The organism is Paenibacillus sp. J22P143, assembly GCF_059692035.1.
The window spans coordinates 125,481-146,909 of record NZ_JCAUAQ010000010.1 but is presented as its reverse complement, the minus strand read 5'-3'; the positions used below and the strand labels follow the sequence as shown (position 1 = coordinate 146,909).

The following is a 21,429-nucleotide window of genomic DNA, read 5'->3' as shown; positions in this document are numbered from 1 at the left end:
CACTCCTACCATATGCTTCGTTTGATCAGCTTTTTGCTGAGTTCATTCCCACCTATGATCAGGATGAACCCAACGAGAGAGTTGAACAACCCTACCGCTGTACTAAAGCTATAATCTTGTTGCCCAAGTCCCTGACGATAAACGAACGTACCGATGACATCGCCCGATTGATAAACAACTGAATTGTACATCGTCAAAATCTGCTCTGTACCGGCTTCAAGCAAGTACCCCATGCGTAAAATTAAGATCAGAACGATCGTTGGCATAATACCTGGAAACGTAATGTGGAGCATCTGTCTGATGCGGCCTGCACCATCAATCGAAGCAGCTTCATACTGTTCCTGCTCGATACCTGCAATGGCTGCGATGAAAATAATGGCGTTCCAACCCGATTCCTTCCAACCTGCTGTAAATACGACTACACTTCGGAAGAAATGGTTATCTAGGAAGAAGGAAATTGGCGTCCCTCCGAACCACGTAATCACATTGTTCACTAGCCCGCCTGAAGGAGAAAGGATATTAATGAACAATCCGGAAATAATGACCCAAGATAAGAAATGCGGGAGAAAGATAATCGTTTGAATCGTTTTCTTGAAAAATGCCTTTCGAACCTCATTCAGGAAAAGTGCAACGATAATCGGGATTGGAAAGAGAAGTATAATTTTGTAAAGACTGATTAACAAGGTATTGATGAAAACCTGAAAGAACTCTTCGGAGTGAATCAGCTTCTCGAATTGATCTAGACCTACAAATTTACTTCCTGTAAACCCATCAAAAATATTGAAGTCTTGAAAAGCGATGACAATCCCATACATAGGTGCATATTTGAATATAAGTAGGAAAAGGATCCCCGGCGCTAATAATAGGTATAAATCATAATTGGTTACAATTAGCTTCCAACGGCCACTACCTTTTGCTTTAGGTTTGGCGTGAGCTGTTTTTTCTTCAAGCTCTGTTAGTGTTACACTCATGAATGGCTCACCTCCGTGTTCTTATAGGATAATTATATAGGTGACCTTGGCCCACTTGTAGATGGTAATATTTCTGTTTCTGGTGTTATCTTATGGTCTTTGGCACAAAAAAAGCCGACCTCTTTCATGGAAGAGGTGGCTTGACTCATGGCTATTTATTGATAGGATGCTTGCTTATACAAGACAACATTCTGATTGTTCAGCGCACTATGAAGCGCTTCGATGGAAATCTCCCGGACTGGGCAGTCGTCGTCCGTGGCGATGGATGCTGCGATTCCGGCCGCTTGGCCTAGCGCGTAACAAGTCGCCTGCACCCGCATCGAGGACATCGCCACATGCGTGGCTGATATCGATCGTCCCGCTACCAACAGATTATCCAGCTGTTCTGTCACCATGCAACGGTAAGGAATGTCATATCCATCGACCTTGCGCTCATCCGTCGTTTTTTGGCCATCGGGACTATGGATGTCAATTTCGTAGTTTGTTTGAGCAACCACATCCGCAAAGCGTGTTCCGCTTACAACGTCCTGCTCTGTTAGCGTGTAAAGACCATGAATCTGGTTGGTTTCACGGACGCCGACCTGATTCGCAACATGCGAGAGCGCGTAGGTTTCAAATCCATTTCGCTGTAAGTAATTAACAACGGAAAACACTTGTCTCAACGCCTCCGTCTCCGCATAGTTGACGTCTTCGATTTTGGCCCCGTTACCTTTGACACGCGTCATATTCACAAGCAGTGTGCCGTCATTGTTCTGTTCCCAGAATAACCGGCGCCCTTGGGGTAAATCGGATATTTCTTCGTATCGGTAGCAACCTTCAGGCAAAATTTGTGCTACTGGCTTGCCTGTATTTTGCATCATAAACATTAATGTCATTGGCTGGGTCATGCCGTCTTCATCTCTTCCCGACGTATAGGGTACTCCTGCATCTAGTGCGGCTCTCGCGTCTCCCGTACAGTCGATGAACTGCTTGCCTTCGAAAGCTTTCAATCCTTCACGCGTCGATACGATGACGGCCTTCACGCTTCTGTGTTCCTTCACCGTACCGATAAACTCCGCATGATAGATGACCTGTACCCCTTCCTTCTTCATTTTCTCATTTAAATACTGTCTCAATACGAAAGGCGAATATTGCGGGGCGATCGACACGTCGTGATTCTTAGGCAAGTGGTCGGCCAGAGCTTCCGCGATCATCTCTCGGTAAATGCCGGTTACGTTACCAATCGGCATAAAAATACTCACATTTCCGAGCGTCCCCATGCCACCCAATTGGCCCGATTTTTCCAACAAAACAACTTTTCTCCCTAGTCTCGCAGCGCTTATGGCAGCTGCCGTTCCAGCTGGACCTCCGCCAATGACAACGACATCCGCTGAATCGTACGTTTCGATCCGTCTTTGAAAATCATATGTTTGGGTTTGTTGGTCGGTCATTGTCATCCTTCTTTCATTAAGTTATTGATTGCCAGCCTCTTGCACGTAAGCAACAAATAAACGGTTATAATTCTCGCGTGTGTATGCGTTGGCATTGAAATCTTGCCGTAATCGTAGTTCCCTCACCAAGCTGTGAATGTATGCTTAGCCCGTAAGCCTCACCCGAGAACAAACGAATTCGTTCATTCACATTGTACAATCCATAGGAGCTTCCGGAGCCATCTGTTCGCATAGTTGGTCGTGGCTCAGTCAACAGATTCCTAGCAAATTCGGGGTCCATACCAATGCCATCATCAGTCACGGATAAGATGAGTTCATCCGCTTCTATAGATGCGCTAATGGTAATTTTACCTGTCTTTCCTTTGGATTTCCTAATACCGTGAAGAAGGGCATTTTCTACAATGGGCTGCAGGGTGAGTTTCGGAATCACATAGGACTCTAGCGAAGTTCTAGCTTCTTCAACATGCTCTGCTTCAGCCCCACCATTTAACTCAAACACGAATTCAAAGCTCTTGGGAAAGCGCGACTGCTGTATCTCCAAGTACACCTTAGCAAGCTCCAATTCATCCGTAACGGTTACGACATCTTTCCCCTTATTCAAGCTCAGTCGGAAATACTTAGCTAGACCATCAATCATTTGGCTAATATCGTGGGCCTTATGTCCAATCGCAATCCAATTAATCGTATCTAAGGTATTGTAAAGGAAATGCGGATTAATCTGCGCCTGCAGGGCACGAAGCTGCGCCTCGCGTTCCTGCACCTTCGATTTATACGTCTCCTCCATTAAATCCTTCACGCGATGGATGAGATGATCAACACTTTTTTCTAGCAGATTAAAATCGCCATCCGATGTGAAAGACCGTTCTTCAAGACCGGCCACACCCTCGCGTTTAATGACTTTAATAACCGTCTGGACGCGGCGATTCATCCCTCGAACGATAAAGGCTAATAGAATGAACACGAGGATAAGGAATAATATCGTCACCCCTGTTAAAGTGGCAACACTCGAAAATTGATTCAACGAGGCGGCCCGTGAATTGATCCCCTTCTTAGGTACTTCTGCTACTAGCTTCCACCCTGTGGCATCCACTGTTGTGTAAACAACATATTGTTGATTTTCATCCTCGACAATCTGCGAAACGCCTTCCTTTTTTACTGTAATAGCCTCTAGAATCTCCTTCGATTCTAGCCCTTTCCCTAGTAAGGACTTATCGCTGTGAAACACAATGGAGCCATCCGGAGCAACGATAAAGACACGCTGGTCTTTATTCAGTGAGATACTTGCGACGATATTATCAAGTGTCTTCGCATCTACGTCTACGGATAAGAAGCCTGATACGTTATCATAATGATCCGGGTCCCTTAGGAGACGAATACCGGAGAAAATCAACCTTTTATCCTCCGTCTCGATATAGCTTTCCTCGTAAACACCTGTCCAAACAAGACGACCACCAGCATTCTGAACTTCCGTATACCAAGGACGTGTCTTGAGCGTTTCGATGGGAAAAAAATTGATTTTCTCATGAGAAAATAGCTTTTTCTCATCCACATATAACCGAACTCGGAACACATTCGTATTCGTTTGGCCATTATCAATTAAATAACGCAGTTCCTTTAAAGCATCAATTTGTTCATTCAAGGATGTCGAATTGCTTAAATACTGGATCAGTTTTGGATTCAAAAAAAGAGAATTAGACGTATCCCGTAGAGAATTGAACTGATGATCCAAGTTAATTTCAGCCTGCTTCAGCGTTTGAAGCATCGAACGCGTCACTTCTTCTTCCAGAATGTGCGAGTATCGCTGGGAATAGACATATAGAAAAATGGAAGCTGGAATTATAATCAACACGACATAGGCGATCAACCAAAGCCTTGCTGCAAGAAGGCTTTTGAAAATCATCGTAATAAATAGCCAGCCTCTGTTCTTGACATGCATGATGGGCCCTACTCTCTTTACATGACTTGCTCTCGGAAGGAGCTCGGTGTGTATCCCGTGTATTTCTTGAATATTTTGCTAAAATAACTAGGATCCGAATACCCCACCGCATAGCACACATCATAAAACTTATTAGCGGGATCCTTCAGAAGTGTTTTGGCATGATCCACGCGTACCTTGGTCATATATTCGTTAATGGTTTCGCCAGTCTCCTGTTTGAAAAGCAAACATAAATACGTCGTAGACAGGAACACTTCCGTTGCAATATCCCCCACCTGCAGGTTCTCTGCATACCGTTTCTCAATAATGGCTCGTGTACGTTCGATCACATTCTTGGACTTGCCGTTACGCTTCTCCCCAATGCGTCCACATACCTCAAGCAAATGAGCCTCAACAAGGTGGCGCAAAGCCCCTAAAGTTTCTTGCTGAAACACTTTGGCCATAAGCTCGTTTTCTTTACTTTCGAATTCTTGCTTCTGAACGTGCAGTTCTAGTAGAATACGGCTGGCTAGAAGCAGCAGTTGTAGACTGATGTTACGCGCATAGGCCATACCTTCTGACCGGTTATGTGCTAGCGCATTGTACAGCTCGTTCAGCTCCTCCTGCACTTTCAAAATATCTGCAGACTTCAATGACGAGACCATCCGCTCTTGCTGCGAGGCATCAAAGCGATACACGCTTTCCTCATCTTGTTCCAAATTGTCCATGGAAATGATCTGATTTTTCCCAAGAAACCATCGTTGGTCGGCCGCTTCCTTCGCTTGTGAATACGATTGCGGCAGGCTTGCAAGTCTGGAAATCCGTTCACCTACACCGATCGTCACGCTGATTTTCAAATAGTTATGAAGGCTTCCGCGTACTTCCTCCGCTAAGGTGAACAGTAGGCTCTCCTGATCATCATCTTGGGCCATACGAAGTATGCCGACGAATTCGCCGATCTGATTCTCAAACACATAACCGCCAATATCTCGTTCAATCAGCTCCTGCACAATATTTAGAACCGAATAGGAAAGCAGCTGTTGATCTCTCTCGGAACGGGTTTGCGCTACCTCGGTTGCATCATCGATTCGAATAGCAATGACCCAGTAGGCACCCTCCATCGGCAAATTCAAACCAAGGAACTCAATCCGATCCTGCACACGCGATGGGTAAACAACGCCTTCCCGGATCAACGACATGAGGAATTTCTCTCGCAGCAGGGGCATACTTTGAATGAGTTTTACCTGCATGTCTTCAATGAGTTTGCGCTCTTGCTGCTCCGCATTTAGAGAGCTTACTAACCGTTCGATAACGATCTCTAGCTCACCTAAATTGACGGGCTTAAACATATAATCAACCGCTTTAACTTTCAGCGCAGATTTCAAATATTCAGCATCATCGTGACCGCTGACGAACACAATTTTGATATGAGGAAACTGTTCACTTAATTGGTTGGACATTTGAATCCCATCCATATTGGGCATACGTACGTCCGTTAGCACGATATCCGGCTTCTCACGCTCAATCACCTCTAGCGCGACGTCACCATCATCCGCCTCACCAACAACCTCGATCCCATAAGCCTTCCAGTCAAAATAATTGCTCAACCCATAACGCACTGTCGGTTCATCATCTACAATGACAAGTTTATACATCGGATGTCGGCCTCCCTCGTAGCAGTTCTCTACATTATAACTTGGACAATGCCTTGGGACATAGGAGGATCTTATGATTTCTGGTGCGATCTTATGGTAGAAACGGGAAGAACAGTGTAGCTGATCTTAGGATGAAATCGCTGCCGTTGTCAGGCCTACGTGGAATTCACCTTGAATGCGAATATGCTCAAAAGGCAACGTCGGATTGGCCATTCGCCATAGCATCCGATCCGCAGCACGATAGCCCGTTTGTGCGATTGGCAGAAGCGGACAAGTGAATAGCGGCAACGTATCCAGCTGTTCGTTAAGGATGCCGACGAGAGAAATATCCTCAGGAACTCGTAGACCGAGTTCCATGCATACGTCGTAAACGATGGACACTTCTTGGTCAATACCACACAGGATCGCACTCGGTTGATGCTTCTGAATGAGGCGAACGAGTTCTTGGCGTGATTGACTTGGATTCTCGCGTTTCCCGATGCCATGCTCAGAGGGCGTTATGGTTAAGCCCGATGCCTGCATCGCAAAGTTGAACGCTTGCCAACGCAGAATGGAGCCTCGCTGCATCTGAATATCGCCAACGTACATGATGTTAGCGTGTCCATGAGAGCGCAGGTGGGCAACCGACTGACAAGTCGCTTCATACACATCCCAAATCACGCTATCGATCTTGACGCCAGAAGGCGGGAAGTTCAGTAAAATACGGGGGATTGGCAGGTTGAACAACGCCGTCTCCCATTCCAACGGCAAAATGCTCGGTGCTATGAAAATGCCATCTGCATATGTGACACCTTGCTCATCTAACCATACGCTCATCTTCGCTGGTTTTAAGCGTGTCGGCAGCCTGAGCAGCTCGATGCGATGACCAAACGAGAAGAAGCGATCCTGCAGCCCTTGCAGAAGCAGTCGGTTATATGAGACGGATTCTGCTGTCTGTACGAGCAGAAAGCGCAGCCGTTCATTCGGATACGGCGCAATATGATCCAGCCGCAGGCTGCGGATCTGATCCATCGTGTAATAGCCGAGCTTCTCGGCTGTTTGAACAATGAGCTGGCGGGTCGCTTCCGACATGCCGTGTTTGCCTTTCAGTGCCTTGTTTACGGTTTGTACGGTTAAGCCGAGTTCATTCGCGATGGTTTTGAGTGTGACTGATTTGCGAGTGGGCATGGGGATGGTCGCACCTCCAGGATGTTGCGAAAGGATTACTTGATCATATATGAAACATGGATTTTCGCATTCATCATATCACGCTTACTTTTTTGATGAAACAAAAATTAAACTAGTTCCTTGCGACCAGCGATCTATAATAAATACAAAGACAGCCTACATCAGCAACCGTGAAAAGATTCATGCAGCTTAGATTGGCCAATGTCTACCCATTAGGAGGAAGATCCGAATGACAAAGGCATCCAAAGACCCTTTAACCGTAACCATACCTGCTCAAAAGCTTTCTGTCAGTCATACCCCTGATGTCGTCGTAGTTGGCGGCGGTGCCACAGGAATCGCAGCTGCGATTGCTGCAGCACGTAATGGTGCAAGTACACTACTAATTGAGCAACGGGGCTATCTAGGCGGCATGGGAACTGCTGCATTAGTACCTGCGTTTTGCCCATATACCGATGGAGAAAAACCTGTTATTCGAGGCATCGGCCTGGATTTGCTTGAGAAAATGAAGCATGCGGCCGGGGAGGATTTTCTTAACCGTTATGAAAAGCTTTTGGACTGGGTCCCCATTGATGTGGAAACACTCAAACGCGTCTATGATGCTGAAGTTATTGCTAGCGGCGCACAAATTCTGTTCCACACCGTTGCGGATCAAGTGCTGCTCGATGGCGATCGCATCAGCGGGCTTGTCATTAGCAATAAATCCGGCCGCTCGGTCGTGCAAGCGAAGCTGTACATCGATGCATCCGGAGATGCGGATCTAGCGGCATTGGCCGGGGTTCCTTTTCAAGTTGGCGGTGAAAATGGCGAGCTTCAGCCTGGTACGATGTGCTACGTCGTGACCGGAGCAGATAAGGAGCGCTTCGATCAATTTCTCGCTGAAACCGGGCAGCATGGGCAGCTCGAAGGCCTGGTTACTTTGGCGCAGCAAATTGGTGATCTGCCAGAAGGCCGCAAGCGCATCTCAGGTATGGCTTGGATTTCGAATTCAGTAGTTGGCTTTAACTTTGGCCATATTTTCAATATTGACGGGACCAAAGCGGAAGATTTAACACGCGCCGCTATTCAAGGACGTCAGTTAATCGATACACAGATTCGTTTCTTAAAGAAATACGTGCCTGGCTTCGAGCATATTTTCCTCGTCCATTCCGGAGACCAGATCGGTATTCGCGAAACACGCCGCATTCAAGGCGACTACACGCTTGTTGTGGAAGATTTTCTCTCCATGCGTACCTTCGAGGACGATATCGCACGCAATTCCTACTTTATTGATATCCATTTGGCGAATGCCGGTTCAACGATGACCATCAAGCATCTACCAAAAGGTAAATCCCATGGCGTCCCTTATCGCTGTATGCTTCCGCAAGGCAAGTCAAACCTGATCGTGGCTGGACGCTCGGTATCGTCCGATCGCCCTGTACAGGGCTCGCTTCGCGTAATGCCGAACTGCTTTGCGATGGGTGAAGCAGCGGGCGTGGCTTCCGCGATGGCGAGCTACGAAGGAGTTGGCTTCCGCGAGGTGTCTATTCCTGAGCTACAACGCAAACTGATCGAGCAAGGTGCCTATCTAGGCGATAACCCTGGTCTAGCGGATGCAGATCAGGCAGTTGCAGTGGGTGCTATTCATTATGATGATGAGAATTAATTGAAGGGGGACTCTCTAACATGCTGAACAAATGGGTTGGAAAAACCTGGGGAACCCTTGGGGATAGCATTACCGAAGCTGGCGGCTATCAGCCGTTTGTTCAGGAAGCACTTGGCTTCGCGAGCGTAATCAACTATGGCAAAAGCGGCTGTCCGATGACAGCTGGAGGCGACCGTGATTATGGAGCGACGACCCATGTGGGCCGGGCGATTGATACTTCCTTGGATTGTGTTACCATCTTCGCGGGGGTGAACGATTTCCGATTGGATAAGCCTCTAGGCGAGCTGGGCAACACGGATGTGTATACGTTTCATGGTGCATACGCCACGTTAGTCGAGGAAATATTGACGAGAAATTGGGCGTGCCGCTTAAGTTTGTGGACCCCGCTGCAACGTGACAAAGATGGCTACGACATCTTCTATGTGAATGCCGCAGGACATCGGCTCATCGACTATGTTGAGGCGATTGGTGAAATTGGGCAGCGGTACGCACTGCCTGTGCTGAATCTATATGCGCAGAGTGGGCTGAATAAGCTGACGCTGCCTCACTTCACTTCGGATGGCTTACATCCGAATAAGTCTGGCCATCGGCGCGTGGCTGATATGGTTGTACCGTTTTTGTTAGGTTTGTGAAGTGAATAGGAACAGCCGCTTACCGGGTTAAGACCTGGGGCGGCTGTTTGGTTTGTTGAGTGAATGGTCGAGGAGTGCTCTGTTGGTGCGTTTTGTATCGAAGGACTTACCGTTTCTAACCTATAGGATCTAACTACGACTTCAATTTGTAGCTAACGAACGCTAATTGCTTGCTATCCGGTGACCATGAGTTGACGTTAATCGTCCCTTGTCCACCAAAGAGTGAAACCAAGGTTCGAGAGGATCCACCCGTACTCGCCATCAAACGGATTTCAACTTCTTTATTCGGAGGATGCGCATTGGGCTCGACATCTCCCTTACGATAAGCGATAAAGGCAATCGTATTCCCATCCGGAGCTACGTGGGGGAACCAATTGTTACTCTCATCCTCCGTGATTTGCGTCTGCTCGCTGCCATCCACGTTCATCCGCCACACTTGCATCAAACCGGATCGCGTCGAATTAAACCAGATATGCTGTCCATCCGGTGAATATTCGGGACCATCATCAAGCCCAGGGACGTCTGTTAGTTGTCGTTCCACACCGCCCTCGACTGGAATCGTGTAAATGTTGTACACGCCATTCCGCTCCGCACAATAGGATAATTGCATGCCATCTGGCGACCAGCCATGAAGATAGCTTGGTGCCATCGGTGTGATTAAGGCAGGTTGACCGCCAGCTAGTGGAAGCACATAAATACGTGACTGCCCGTCCTCCTCCGTGTGATGACCATTGCTGATCGTCTGCACTTGCGTCCGCTGATTTCTAATCAGCCGATTTATAATATGTTTGAGCGTTACATTGAACGTGAGGTTCTTCCTGTCTCCGAACAAAAAGGACTTGGGCAAGTTGTCTTCTCGCCGCTTGCACAAGGGATTTTGACTGGCAAATATAAGCTAGGACAGCCTTTGCCTACCGATAGTCGTGCTGCGAACAACGCCGTGAATGGCGTCATCAATAGCTATCTGAATGATCAAGTTCTACAGACGGTTCATGAGCTGGAGCAGCTCGCGCAAGGGTTGGACATCTCGATCGCACAACTCGCGCTCGCATGGGTGCTCCGCCAACCAGGCGTAAGCTCAGCATTGATTGGTGCGACTAAGCCTGAGCAGATCGAAGAAAATGTGAAAGCAGTGGATGTCGAGCTAGGATCAGAAGTGTTGGAACAAATCGAAGCCACATTAAAGAAAGTCGCTGACTTCTCACCGGCACGCTAATCACTGTAAAAAAGGACAGAGCTTCTAAAAGCTCTGTCCTTTTTCTCGTTTATTACGCATGGCCAGTAGGCATTTTTATTCCGTTTCATTCGGTACAACAAAATATTCTCGATCACTTAATTTTGATGAAAAGTACCAATTTCCATCCTCATCCGAATTAACAATATGCTTTATTTCAATTGTTATCTCCATATCTTCTACATCCGTAGGTTCTGTATTTATCAGGCTTGGATGACTTACCCAAAAGTCTATTTTGAAATGAATCGTTGCGTGCTTGTGGTCATCACTAAATAAGATATTCTCAACCTCATATCCCCCATTGCACTTCGTTCCTTCACTTCTTGTTATTGCACTAACGAATTCATAAGCACTATATGAACAGGCATAACTTCCTATTAATCTATCAATTTTTAGTTCAGGAGCTTCATTTTTATCTATATTTATATGAATTTGGTATGTATCTTCATTCCAAGTAACTGCGGCTCCCGAAGCTTCTGCAACAAAGCGAAGAGGTACAAGTGAAACACCATTCCTAATTTGAGGTGCTTCGCTTAGAAAATGGGAAATGTTATTGGCCCATGCTGTATCATTACCAATCGTCATCATGATCTCTCTTCCATTTCGCTCGGCTGTAATGAGTCGAAGTATTTGATCCCATTTTACAGAATAACCCAGTTCCTCAAAGATAGGTCTGAATTGCACGAGCGTACTCCCATTCACTAAAATGGGATCTTCATCAAATTCCATCTGTTCTTCATTGATAAAAACAGTAATTGCAGGCTGTGGAGTTTCCGCATGTACACTTGGGACCAGTATGAGCAACATGAACAGACAGCAAAGTATTGTTTTCATTTTATATAGCATCTTATTCCCCTTCCATCACCTTCAATTTCATCCATATCCCAGCAATCGTTTGTCCTGCATGATTCGTTTTCTTCTCAATATGATAGGGCTTAAAACCTAGCTTCGTATAAAATAGCAGTGCTACTGTATTCACATTATGACAAACAAGATGTAATTCCTCTACCTTCAGCTCATCCCTCGCTTTCGCAATCATTGTTCGAATTAACAGTTCAGCCGCGCCTTTACCCCGTGCTTCTGGTGAAACAATGACATTGCCAAGCCAGCAGCGTTCATCTGCCACATACCCATAAATGTTCGCATATCCAACTACCTGACCATTCTCATCTACCACGACAGTTTGCTTCAGCCTATTTTGCGTTGATTCTACAAGTTGTTCTGAAGTAAGGGGAAATTGCAGCAGCGGTGACATAAAATACAGCTCTTCGGCATTTCGTGGAAAGGAACTGATAGCGCTGAAATCATCCGTACTTGCAGGTTTACATATATACATGGCAAGCCCTCCTTTTCAAAAATCGGAAAGATCATAGATAACATTACAATTTCGAGAGGCATGCAAGAGTTTCCTTTTTTTGTATCTGACGACAAATTCATTGTTAAGCCGACAATAACCACTTTCATGCCAGTGTCAGATCAGGAAATATATGGGTCAATTTGAGCAGGACTAAAAGCACTTACTCGTATTGGCAAGTCTAGTATTTAATTATAAATATACCATTGGTTAAATAAATGGGTTGGTTTCATACTCTATTTGCAGGAGGTTTACTTATTGAAAAACTACACCTCGAAGATTACTAGAGTTCTACTCGCAACAAGTTTAACCGCAGGACTATTCTCAACCGCTGCTTTCACTACCTCTGCCTTCGCAGCAGGAACCGACAACTCAGAGGCACTTGAAGCTCCACCAGTAGATTTTAATGTTGTTGACGATGATCGTTTGGCAAAAGGATTGATGGACAGGGGTCTATTAAGTAAAATGGCCACACCTGAACAAATTTCTAAAGCTGTGAAATCGTACGTTGCCGCAAAGAACAATAAAACGGCCTCGACCAACGTAGACAAGCAGCATAATGAGATCGATAAGCGTTCCAAGGAGTTTATCGCGAAGCAAAAAGATAAGCTTTTGTCGCAGCTGAATAAAGGGCATTTGGACTTGAAGAATGGTCTACCCAATGGCATCCCTGTTCCATCAGCCAAACAAGATTCCTACAATGGTCCTACTCGTGAGGATAAAGTACTTGTTCTTTTAACCGAATTCTCAGACTTCAAACATAACAATGTCAAGCAAGAACCCGGTTTCATGTACGCAAAAGATTTTAACCGTGATCATTACCAGAAGCTTATGTTTGGCAAGACAGATTTCACGTTATTTGATGGATCTAAGATCAAAACCTTCAAACAATACTACGAAGAACAATCCGGTGGCAGTTACACGGTGGATGGGTATGTGTCAGATTGGCTAACCGTTCCAGGTAAAGCCGTGGAATACGGTGATGACAGTCCTACAGGAGGTCATGATAACTTAAACCCCAAAGGGCCTCGGGATCTTGTGAAGGATGCTTTGAATGCTGCAGTTGCAACTGGTCTCAATTTAGCGGAGTATGATAAGTTTGATTTATATGATTTGGACGGAGATGGCGATCAAAATGAACCCGACGGTCTGGTCGACCACCTCATGATTATTCATGCGGGTACGGGTCAAGAAGCTGGCGGCGGACAATTAGGCGATAATGCGATTTGGTCCCATCGTTGGACGTTAAGTAGTGTATATGCGATCCCTGGCACAACGGCGGGGGTTAACTATTGGGGTGGCCGAATGGCAGCTTATGATTATACGATTCAACCAGAAGATGGCGCTGTAGGGGTCTTTGCTCATGAGTACGGTCATGACTTAGGATTACCGGATGAATATGATACCCAGTACACTGGGCAGGGTGAGCCTGTAGCTTCTTGGTCCATCATGAGCGGCGGCAGCTGGAACGGCAAAATTGCTGGTACAACGCCAAGCTCTTTTTCACCTCAAAATAAAGAGTTTTTCCAGAAAACGATGGGCGGAAACTGGGCCAATGTGACTGAAATTGATGCATCCGACATTACGAAATTAGGGAAGGCTGCCATCATTGATCAGAGTGTAACGAAGTCGAAAAATCCAGGTATCGTCAAAGTCACTTTACCGGATAAAGCAGTGGCAGGCATTCAACCAGCGTTCGGAGCTAAATATTATTACAGTACGAAAGGTGATAACCTTCATACCACGCTCTCAACACCTGAGTTTGATTTATCCCAAGCACAAACGGTGACATTTGATTTTAAAACTCTCTATGATGTCGAGTTTGAGTATGACTACTTAACCGTTACGGCTTCGACCTATAACGAACAAGTAACGCTTGATATTATTGGTGACAACGACACGGACGGCGACGCTCGCGCAGAATCTTCTAAAGGAGCGTGGGTAGATAAATCCTATGATTTAAGCCAATTTGCAGGTAAAAAAGTAACCCTCCACTTCGACTACGTGACGGATGGCGGGCTCGCATTGAATGGTTTTGCCATGGATAATGCAAAATTAACTGTTAACGGTCAGGTCGTTTTCTCAGATGATGCCGAGGGCGCTTCTACATTTAACCTTGAAGGCTTCGTCGTCTCTAATGGTATTGAAATGAAGAAGCACTATTACTACCTCGAGTGGAGAAATTACGCTGGATCCGATAAAGCATTGGAATTCAGCCGTGGTGTCAAATATAATACCGGACTTGTCGTTTGGTATGCAGATGATAGTTATTTAGACAACTGGACCGGTATCCACCCAGGACAAGGTTTCCTCGGTGTCGTCGATTCTCACGCTGATGCTTTAGTATTCAAGAAAGATGGACAGGATTCCATCGCGCAAACGACACGTTATCAAGTAGCGGACGCTGCCTTCTCTTTGGACAAAACACCAGCATGGTACATCAACAACCCTACGCGAGGCGAGTATACGTATAAATCCTTGAAGGGTGTCGAGGAATTCTCTGATGCCAACAGCTATATGAATACATTAATCCCTGATGCAGGACGCCTAGTTCCGAATTATGGATTGAAGTTCAGAGTCGTTGGTGAAGCCAAGGATAATTCGGCTGGATTAGTTTGGATCCATAAGTAATTTGGAAGTTAGTAAGGAGCCCGCAATGATGCGTGGCTCCTTTACTTGTCTCAATTATGATGAAGGAATGAGAACTTTCCAATAATCCCATGCCTTTAGGTATCCCTCTAAATCATGTGGATGGAATTTCACACAGATGCCGATTCGGCAATAGAGTTGAAGAATGACTTCCTCAATCAGCCGTTCTTTATCCATAGGCTCATGGCGAAGCAAATCATATGCAGCAAATAACGTTTCTAAGTTCAAATCATCTGGCGAGGAACAAAATGCATATGTAAAATCATAACTGACAGGACCTACTATTGGCGATGGATCGATGACACCTGTTAATCTAGAATCATGAAACACGAAATTATGGACGCCAGTATCGCCAGTGTGCTTTTTTTATAACATTGATGTAAAAGTTCCACCCATGTAATATTTTCTGGACGATCCAGTTTTAAAACGTATGTTGGTACTTCATTAACAGTAAGCGTATAGACGAGTCCATCCGTTGTTCCGTTCATTTTAGTTGTAAGCTTAGATGAGGAATCAATTACACCTTGCTGAAGAAGGTCTTTCATTATGTCGTTAACATCTAGTCTTTGAAAATTTCTTAGGTGATTTAAATACTAGGTATAAATTGGATTTACTTAATTGATATTTGCAATCCCTGTATTTCTCTTTGACCCATTCAAGACGACTTGTAATCTTCCAGTACATCTATTTTTCTCTGGTTATCTTCCATTTCCTAGGTTGTCAACACCGTATTGGTCTGCTACTCTTTGGATGATAAGCGGAAGACTACTAAAATGGAAAAGGGGCAACCCCCATGCTGATGAATCGGAGTGTTATGTTAACGGATACACAGCGTTTTTTACTTCGAAATGTCTCCATCATTGTGCTCGGTCTCTTCATTAACCAATTGCTGCAAACAGGGGGAAGCATCGTTCTAGCTCGTGTACTGGACGATCCCACTAAGTTCGGTCAAGTGAATCTTCTGCTGCAAATTTTTGGTATGGCCTCCCTATTTCTCAATGTGGGGTTTAACTCTTCCTTGATTTATACATTTTCAAGAAAACCTGAGCAAGCAATACAAACCAATTTCCGCGTTGCATTGTTCGGAAGCTCCCTATTCGGAATCATCTTCGGTCTAATCCTAGCCCTACTAGCTCCAGTCCTAGCCAATTTTTATCATTTACCTGAGCTAAAAGGAGCCCTGATCCTAAGCTCGATTATGTTCATGTTCAACTCGATCATCAATATAGGCGTTGCATCCTTCTCTGGCAATCGTGATTTCAGCGTTCAAGCCTTCTTCATGGTCATTACCACAACCCTTGCTACTTCGGGTACGGTACTCGGCGTCTTATGGCCAATCGGCAAGTTGAACCTTTTAGAAAATATATCGGTATGGATGAGCGTGGGAGCGATCCTGACAGCTCTTTTTATTGCTTGGAAAGTTGAACGTGTGCATAAACCGAAATGGCTCGGGGGCATCCCTATGCAAGAGGTGCGAACCATGATGGCGTATGGCCTTCCTTCCTGGGCAGGAAACATTGCAAAAGCGTTTCAACAACCCTTTCTAGTTATGATGGTCGGTTCCAGTTCCGTTGTGGCTGTCGGTTATTTATCCAATGGGTTTCGTATAACGGGATTTATCGGCATCATTACGTGGGCCTTTATGATCGTAACCTTCCCTTTTGTGGCCGAAAGCTCGCAGGATGTAAAGGAAAGCAAGCACCGTGGGACGAGCTGTATTCGGTATAACAATATATTTCTGTACCCGCTGACAGCGATCATTTGTTTATACCCAGACCAAATCAACAGTTTTCTTTTCGGGGCGAGCTTCTCAACTGGGGACTCCGCAGCGTATATTCGGTTGATGGCGTTAGGTGTCTTATTCTCCTCCGTGGGTCGACTAGGCGGAAGTATTCTTGCCGGAATTGGAAAAACGAAAGCGAACTTCTGGGTCATGATCGTCGCCGGCATTTTCGTCGTTGCGATCGTCCCCTTTCTTGCGGCTGAAAGCCCCGTCTTGGCCGTATGGATTTATACGGGAGGATGGGCTGTTTCTGCAATAGCCATGATTGGATTTTTCTACTATGAAAAATTTCCGCTTGATTGGTGGAAGGCTTATGGCGAGCCACTTTTACCAACTATAGGGATGATGGCGATCATGGCAGCCGGCACGTTGATGAAAACTTGGTATCCCGTGTTCATCGTGGCCGGTCTACTATGTCTACTCATTCTGACCATCGTGATTGAAAAGCGTTCAAGGACAGATGTTCATACGGCTGAAGCCCGCCAAATGTAGGCTGAACAAATAGAAAAAGCACTACTAAGGCAGCCTTACCGCCTTGAAGTGCTTTTTGTTTTCGCTATTTTCGTAAATATTGTTGCTATTTAACATGAAACTTCAGATAGCCTTGCAACCTGGGATAATATAGAATAAAACAAGAACACATGTTCCATTTCAGTTGAGTTTGTACTTATTAAACAGGAGGTTTCCAATATGATTAGCTTAGGCACAGAAACGATTCTTCGGTATAAAGAATGTATAGAGTGGACGAATACATTACGTGATTTGGACGAAAGCATTTGGATAAAACCAATTGCTGATGGAAAAGCATCAGTAGCGGAAATTGTTTCACATCTTAATAATTGGGATAATTACCTCATCTATACGATTATCCCAGCTATTAAAAATGGCGAAGGAATGGTCTTTCCAGATTTCAATTCATTTAACAAACAGGCTTATGAGTATGCCCGTTCGGGAATTTCTAAGGTTCGTCTGCTAGACGAATTTAAGCAAACCCGTCTTCAGTTGATTGAACAACTGCTAGCTGAGCCAGATATTGCTGCTAAACATGTAACCGCAAACGGCGTAGAAAATTGCCCACATACAAGATCACCTTACTCCTTGCTATACATCATCCACGAGTTTATCGAACATGACATTCATCATAAAAATCAAATTTTATCGGTAATCTGACTCTTTCAGGTTATGGAATCTCCACTCCGATTATATGGAATATGCATACTTGGTACTCGCTGTGATTTCGGCCAGGGCAGGATTCTGCTCCTTCACCAATATCCGATCCAGAATCAATTGTTCAAAATAGGCAAACCCGCTGTCCCGCACGCGAGGGCGTGGGAGCGTTATTTTCACATCAAGAGCAATCTCGCCTTCCTCGATTAAAATGACACGATCAGCAAGCTGCACCGCTTCCGAGACATCATGTGTCACGAGCAGCGCTGTGAACTTCTGCTGATACCAGAGCCGCTCAATCAGTTGCTGCATCTCGATGCGCGTCAACGCATCGAGCGCGCCTAGCGGCTCATCCAGCAGCAGCAGGCGAGGCTGACCAGCCAATGCACGGGCCAAAGCAACACGTTGGCGCTGCCCCCCGGACAGCACGCCAGGCCATTCATTTGTTCTGTCAGCGAGCCCTACTTGCGCAAGGACCTCCTCGGCTCTCTCGCGTGAGCCATCTCTCACGCCAACCTGAACATTCGCGAGCACGCGGTTCCACGGAAGTAGACGGGCATCCTGAAACAACACACGGGTATCGGAATGGATGCCTTTCAGCTGCTGGCCGTCAACTTCGATTTGGCCGCTCGAAGGCTTATCCAGCCCAGCGATTAAGCGCAGCAGGGTGCTTTTGCCACAGCCGCTTCGCCCAACAATCGCGATAAACTCGCCTGGCGCTGCATCCAGCTCTACACCTTGCAGCACTTGCTTTTGACCGAAAACCTTCGCAGCCTGCTTCACTTGAAATCGAATACCCTTACTTTCCGCCATCGTGCCCACTCTCCTTTATGATTTTAAGAAATTAGGATGCCACTGCAGCCAAGTGCGTTCCAAAATCTTTGCTATAAAATCAGATATTTTGCCCAGCAACGCGTAGACAATGATACTCAGAATCACAACATCCATTTGCAAAAACTCCCTCGCATTCATCGCCATGTAGCCAATTCCTGAACTGGATGAAATCGTTTCTGCCACGATTAAAGTTATCCACATAATACCTAGCGAGAAGCGAACCCCGACCAAAATCGAGGGCAGCGCGCCGGGAATAATGATTTTGCGGAACAAATGAAAATGGCGCAGCCCGTAAACGCGACCCATTTCGATCAAACCCGGATCTACGGATCGAATGCCATGGAAGGTATTTAAATAAATCGGGAAAAACACACCTAACGCAACTAAGAAGAGCTTGCCTTCTTCACCGATACCAAACCAGAGGATGACCAATGGAATCATCGCCAGATGCGGGATATTCCGCAGCATTTGTACGGATGTGTCCGTAATCTTTTCAAGGATAGGAAAGAGTCCATTAATTAATCCCAAGGCAAATCCGATACTTCCGCCAATGGCAAAGCCGATAAACGCACGTTTGGAGCTGGAACCAATATATGTGAATAAGGTCCCTTTCTCTGCCAAATGAACGCCCGCTGCGAATACGGCTGAAGGTGTAGATAGGATTCTGGTGGAAATCACCCCAAACTGCCCTAATAGCTGCCATAGAACGATAAGTACAATCGGAAGCGCCCAGGGAAGCAGCTGTTTAGCCAGAGACTTTGACAGGTTGGTTTTCATCGGACCGAACCCCCTTTGCTGGCTTCGGTAACTCTGTGTTGGCAATGAGCTCTCCAAATGGACTTACGTAATTAGCAGATGTGTTCGTTCTCTTGGCATTCGTCTTCAAAGGCAAATGCGGGAATAGCAGCTCCGCTGTTCGATAAGCCTCTTCCAAGTGTGGGTACCCAGAGAAAATGAAAGTCTCAATCCCTAGCTCCGCGTATTCCTTCATTCGCTCGGCAACCGTCTCTGGATCACCTACCAGTGCTGTCCCAGCCCCTCCGCGAACAAGCCCGATGCCCGCCCACAGATTAGGACTAATTTCCAACTTGGTCCGATCGCCCTTGTGCAGCTCTGCCATGCGGCGTTGACCCACGGAGTCCATACTCGCAAATATTTTCTGTGCGGAAGCAATGGTCTCATCATCTAGACGAGAAATTAAACGATTAGCATCCGCCCAAGCTTCCTCTGAAGTTTCGCGTACGATGACATGCAGCCGTATACCAAATTTCACCGTTCGGCCTCGCTTCGCAGCAGCCTCGCGAACGGTTTTGATTTTTTTTGCGACTTGAGCTGGGGGCTCTCCCCACGTTAAGTACACATCCACATGATCCGCTGCTACTTCAATTCCTGCCGGTGAGGAACCACCGAAATAAATAGGCGGATATGGCGCTTGGATCGGCGGATAGACAATCTTCCCGCCTTTGACTTGCAGATGTTCACCCTTGAAATCGATTTGTTCACCCGCAAGTTCTTTACGCCAGATGTGCAGGAATTCGTCGGTCAAATTGTAGCGTGCGTCATGCTCCAAGAAGAGTCCCTCGGCTTCAAGCTCTTTCGCATCGCCGCCTGTGACGACGTTGATCAACAAGCGACCATCCGATAAGCGATCGAAGGTGGAAGCCATTCTGGCCGAAAGGGTCGGCGACATCAAGCCTGGTCTGACGGCGACAAGGAATTTGAGTCGCTCTGTCACAGGGATCAAGGAAGATGCGACAACCCATGCATCCTCGCAGGATCTACCCGTCGGCAGTAGTACGCCGCCATAGCCTAACTGATCAGCCGCTTGCGCAATCTGCTTCATGTAGCCATAATCAACCGCGCGTGCCCCTTTCGTTGTTCCAATGTATCTGCTGTCTCCGTGTGTCGGAATGAACCAGAATACTTCCATCTTCATCGTCTCCCTTTTCCTTTATGAGTAGCTCGAACCTATTTCGTAGCTGGCAATACGGCATCTTTGACTTTAATTTCTTTCGGAATCAGGCCTAGTTTGAAAAAGGTATCGGCGATTTTCTGTTGTTCACCAATCAAAGCATCATCAATCGGTTGAATGCCGTAAGCTCTGCGTTTCGCAGCGCGTTCCAGGGAAGGTACGTCAATACCTAACTGCGGGGACAGCGTCTCAGCAAGCTCTTTCGGATGATCTTTGGACCATGTATCCACTTTAGCCAACTGATCTAATACGATTTTGACCGTTTCTTTATTGTTTTCTGCATAGGAACGAGTTGCTAGATAAAACTCGTGATTGGCAACGGTGTCTTTACCGTCGGCCAAAATTTTCGCTTTGGCAGAAATCTCTGCTGCTGAGAAGAAAGGATCCCAGATCACCCAAGCATCTACGCTGCCTTTCTCAAACGCTGCCCTAGCATCTGCCGGTGGGAGGAAAACAACCTGAATATCTTCATATTTCAAACCAGCCTTTTCAAGCTGCTTCACTAACAAATAATGCACGTTGGAGCCTTTATTCAAGGCAACCTTCTTCCCTTTCAACTCGGCAACGGATTTAATCTCCGACTTCTCTGGGATAAGGATCGCTTCACTAGCTGGGCTAGCAGGTTCGTGTCCTAAGTAGACGAGCGGTGTACCTGCGGCCTGTGCAAAAATCGGCGGCGCTTCTCCGGTATGCCCGACATCAATGCTTCCAACATTCATGGCTTCTAACAGTTGAGGACCACCTGGAAACTCGGTCCATTGAATGGTGATCCCTTTTTCTTTTAACACTTTATCTAGTTCGCCGTTCGCTTTCAGGAAGTTCACTGTGCCGTATTTCTGATAGCCGATGCGAAGCGTTGTGCTTTTTCCTTTTCCCTCTTCGGCTTTCGTCGTTGCCGCTGGCGCTTTCGTATCAGCTGCACCCGTTGTCGACTTGGAAGCCGCTCCGCATCCGCTCAACACCGTAACTAGCAAAGTAGATAAAACGAAACTCATGATTAGATTTTTTTTCATGTTAAAGCCCC

The 21,429-nt window shown here is 46.2% G+C and carries 18 protein-coding genes and 1 pseudogene; 6 read left to right on the top strand and 13 right to left on the bottom strand.

Translation table 11 applies throughout. The features are described 5' to 3' along the window. Window positions 1-5 precede the first annotated feature (5 nt). From AC58PQ_RS16375 to AC58PQ_RS16355, 5 genes are all read right to left on the bottom strand, one after another. A complete protein-coding gene (locus AC58PQ_RS16375) occupies window positions 6-971 on the bottom strand; it encodes an ABC transporter permease (RefSeq protein ID WP_497243254.1) in 966 nt (321 codons plus the stop codon). 155 nt (window positions 972-1,126) lie between these two features. Further along, the gene (locus tag AC58PQ_RS16370; RefSeq protein ID WP_497243252.1) at window positions 1,127-2,401 is read right to left on the bottom strand and encodes an FAD-dependent oxidoreductase; all 1,275 of its coding nucleotides are present in this window, start codon (window positions 2,399-2,401) and stop codon (window positions 1,127-1,129) included. A 64-nt stretch (window positions 2,402-2,465) separates the two neighbouring features. Beyond that, complete coding sequence (locus tag AC58PQ_RS16365) at window positions 2,466-4,337, bottom strand: cache domain-containing sensor histidine kinase (RefSeq protein WP_497243250.1); 1,872 nt, start codon at window positions 4,335-4,337, stop codon at window positions 2,466-2,468. A gap of 17 nt (window positions 4,338-4,354) precedes the next feature. Next, window positions 4,355-5,971: a response regulator gene (locus AC58PQ_RS16360; protein WP_497243248.1), complete on the bottom strand. Its 1,617-nt coding sequence runs from the start codon at window positions 5,969-5,971 to the stop codon at window positions 4,355-4,357. Window positions 5,972-6,097: 126 nt separating this feature from the next. Further along, window positions 6,098-7,138 (bottom strand): LacI family DNA-binding transcriptional regulator, encoded by a 1,041-nt coding sequence (locus AC58PQ_RS16355; protein ID WP_497243246.1) that lies wholly within the window; start codon window positions 7,136-7,138, stop codon window positions 6,098-6,100. A 229-nt stretch (window positions 7,139-7,367) separates the two neighbouring features. On the opposite strand from AC58PQ_RS16355, the gene AC58PQ_RS16350 reads away from it, so the two are divergent. Continuing rightward, window positions 7,368-8,780 carry an FAD-dependent oxidoreductase gene (locus AC58PQ_RS16350; RefSeq protein WP_497243244.1) on the top strand — a complete coding sequence of 471 codons (1,413 nt, stop codon included), beginning with the start codon at window positions 7,368-7,370 and terminating at the stop codon, window positions 8,778-8,780. Between the two features lie 20 nt (window positions 8,781-8,800). Beyond that, a complete protein-coding gene (locus tag AC58PQ_RS16345; protein WP_497243242.1) occupies window positions 8,801-9,412 on the top strand; it encodes an SGNH/GDSL hydrolase family protein in 612 nt (203 codons plus the stop codon). 133 nt (window positions 9,413-9,545) lie between these two features. Here AC58PQ_RS16345 and AC58PQ_RS16340 read toward each other — a convergent pair whose 3' ends face one another. Beyond that, window positions 9,546-10,160: a TolB family protein gene (locus AC58PQ_RS16340; RefSeq protein ID WP_497243240.1), complete on the bottom strand. Its 615-nt coding sequence runs from the start codon at window positions 10,158-10,160 to the stop codon at window positions 9,546-9,548. Between AC58PQ_RS16340 and AC58PQ_RS16335 the strand changes: the two are divergent. After that, window positions 10,143-10,628, top strand: a pseudogene (locus tag AC58PQ_RS16335) (aldo/keto reductase); the annotation flags it as partial. The gene AC58PQ_RS16340 and the pseudogene AC58PQ_RS16335 sit on opposite strands and share 18 nt — an antisense overlap. A gap of 75 nt (window positions 10,629-10,703) precedes the next feature. Here AC58PQ_RS16335 and AC58PQ_RS16330 read toward each other — a convergent pair. Continuing rightward, window positions 10,704-11,480: a copper amine oxidase N-terminal domain-containing protein gene (locus AC58PQ_RS16330; protein ID WP_497243238.1), complete on the bottom strand. Its 777-nt coding sequence runs from the start codon at window positions 11,478-11,480 to the stop codon at window positions 10,704-10,706. Between the two features lie 13 nt (window positions 11,481-11,493). Further along, the gene (locus AC58PQ_RS16325) at window positions 11,494-11,982 is read right to left on the bottom strand and encodes a GNAT family N-acetyltransferase (RefSeq protein ID WP_497243236.1); all 489 of its coding nucleotides are present in this window, start codon (window positions 11,980-11,982) and stop codon (window positions 11,494-11,496) included. Between the two features lie 276 nt (window positions 11,983-12,258). Here AC58PQ_RS16325 and AC58PQ_RS16320 point away from each other — a divergent pair, with 276 nt between their 5' ends. Beyond that, window positions 12,259-14,631 carry an immune inhibitor A domain-containing protein gene (locus AC58PQ_RS16320; protein WP_497243234.1) on the top strand — a complete coding sequence of 791 codons (2,373 nt, stop codon included), beginning with the start codon at window positions 12,259-12,261 and terminating at the stop codon, window positions 14,629-14,631. 54 nt (window positions 14,632-14,685) lie between these two features. On the opposite strand, the gene AC58PQ_RS16315 is transcribed toward AC58PQ_RS16320, so the two are convergent. Next, entirely contained in the window at window positions 14,686-14,979 is a 294-nt protein-coding gene (locus tag AC58PQ_RS16315) for a hypothetical protein (protein ID WP_497243232.1), read from the bottom strand. A 463-nt stretch (window positions 14,980-15,442) separates the two neighbouring features. Between AC58PQ_RS16315 and AC58PQ_RS16310 the strand changes: the two genes are divergently transcribed. Next, on the top strand, window positions 15,443-16,924 hold the full coding sequence (locus AC58PQ_RS16310) for an oligosaccharide flippase family protein (protein WP_497243230.1): 1,482 nt from the start codon (window positions 15,443-15,445) through the stop codon (window positions 16,922-16,924). Between the two features lie 198 nt (window positions 16,925-17,122). Further along, window positions 17,123-17,602, top strand: a complete 480-nt coding sequence (locus tag AC58PQ_RS16305; protein ID WP_497243228.1) for a DinB family protein — start codon at window positions 17,123-17,125, stop codon at window positions 17,600-17,602. Window positions 17,603-17,632: 30 nt separating this feature from the next. Here AC58PQ_RS16305 and AC58PQ_RS16300 read toward each other — a convergent pair whose 3' ends face one another. From AC58PQ_RS16300 to AC58PQ_RS16285, 4 genes are read right to left on the bottom strand one after another with little or no spacing between them, the layout of a single operon-like run. Continuing rightward, a complete protein-coding gene (locus AC58PQ_RS16300; RefSeq protein ID WP_497243226.1) occupies window positions 17,633-18,412 on the bottom strand; it encodes an ATP-binding cassette domain-containing protein in 780 nt (259 codons plus the stop codon). A 15-nt stretch (window positions 18,413-18,427) separates the two neighbouring features. Then, window positions 18,428-19,210: an aliphatic sulfonate ABC transporter permease SsuC gene (gene ssuC, locus AC58PQ_RS16295; protein WP_497243224.1), complete on the bottom strand. Its 783-nt coding sequence runs from the start codon at window positions 19,208-19,210 to the stop codon at window positions 18,428-18,430. Further along, a complete protein-coding gene (ssuD, locus tag AC58PQ_RS16290; RefSeq protein WP_497243222.1) occupies window positions 19,179-20,363 on the bottom strand; it encodes an FMNH2-dependent alkanesulfonate monooxygenase in 1,185 nt (394 codons plus the stop codon). Before ssuD ends, ssuC begins: the two co-directional genes overlap by 32 nt. A 38-nt stretch (window positions 20,364-20,401) precedes the next feature. After that, on the bottom strand, window positions 20,402-21,418 hold the full coding sequence (locus AC58PQ_RS16285; protein WP_497243220.1) for a sulfonate ABC transporter substrate-binding protein: 1,017 nt from the start codon (window positions 21,416-21,418) through the stop codon (window positions 20,402-20,404). Window positions 21,419-21,429 lie beyond the last annotated feature (11 nt).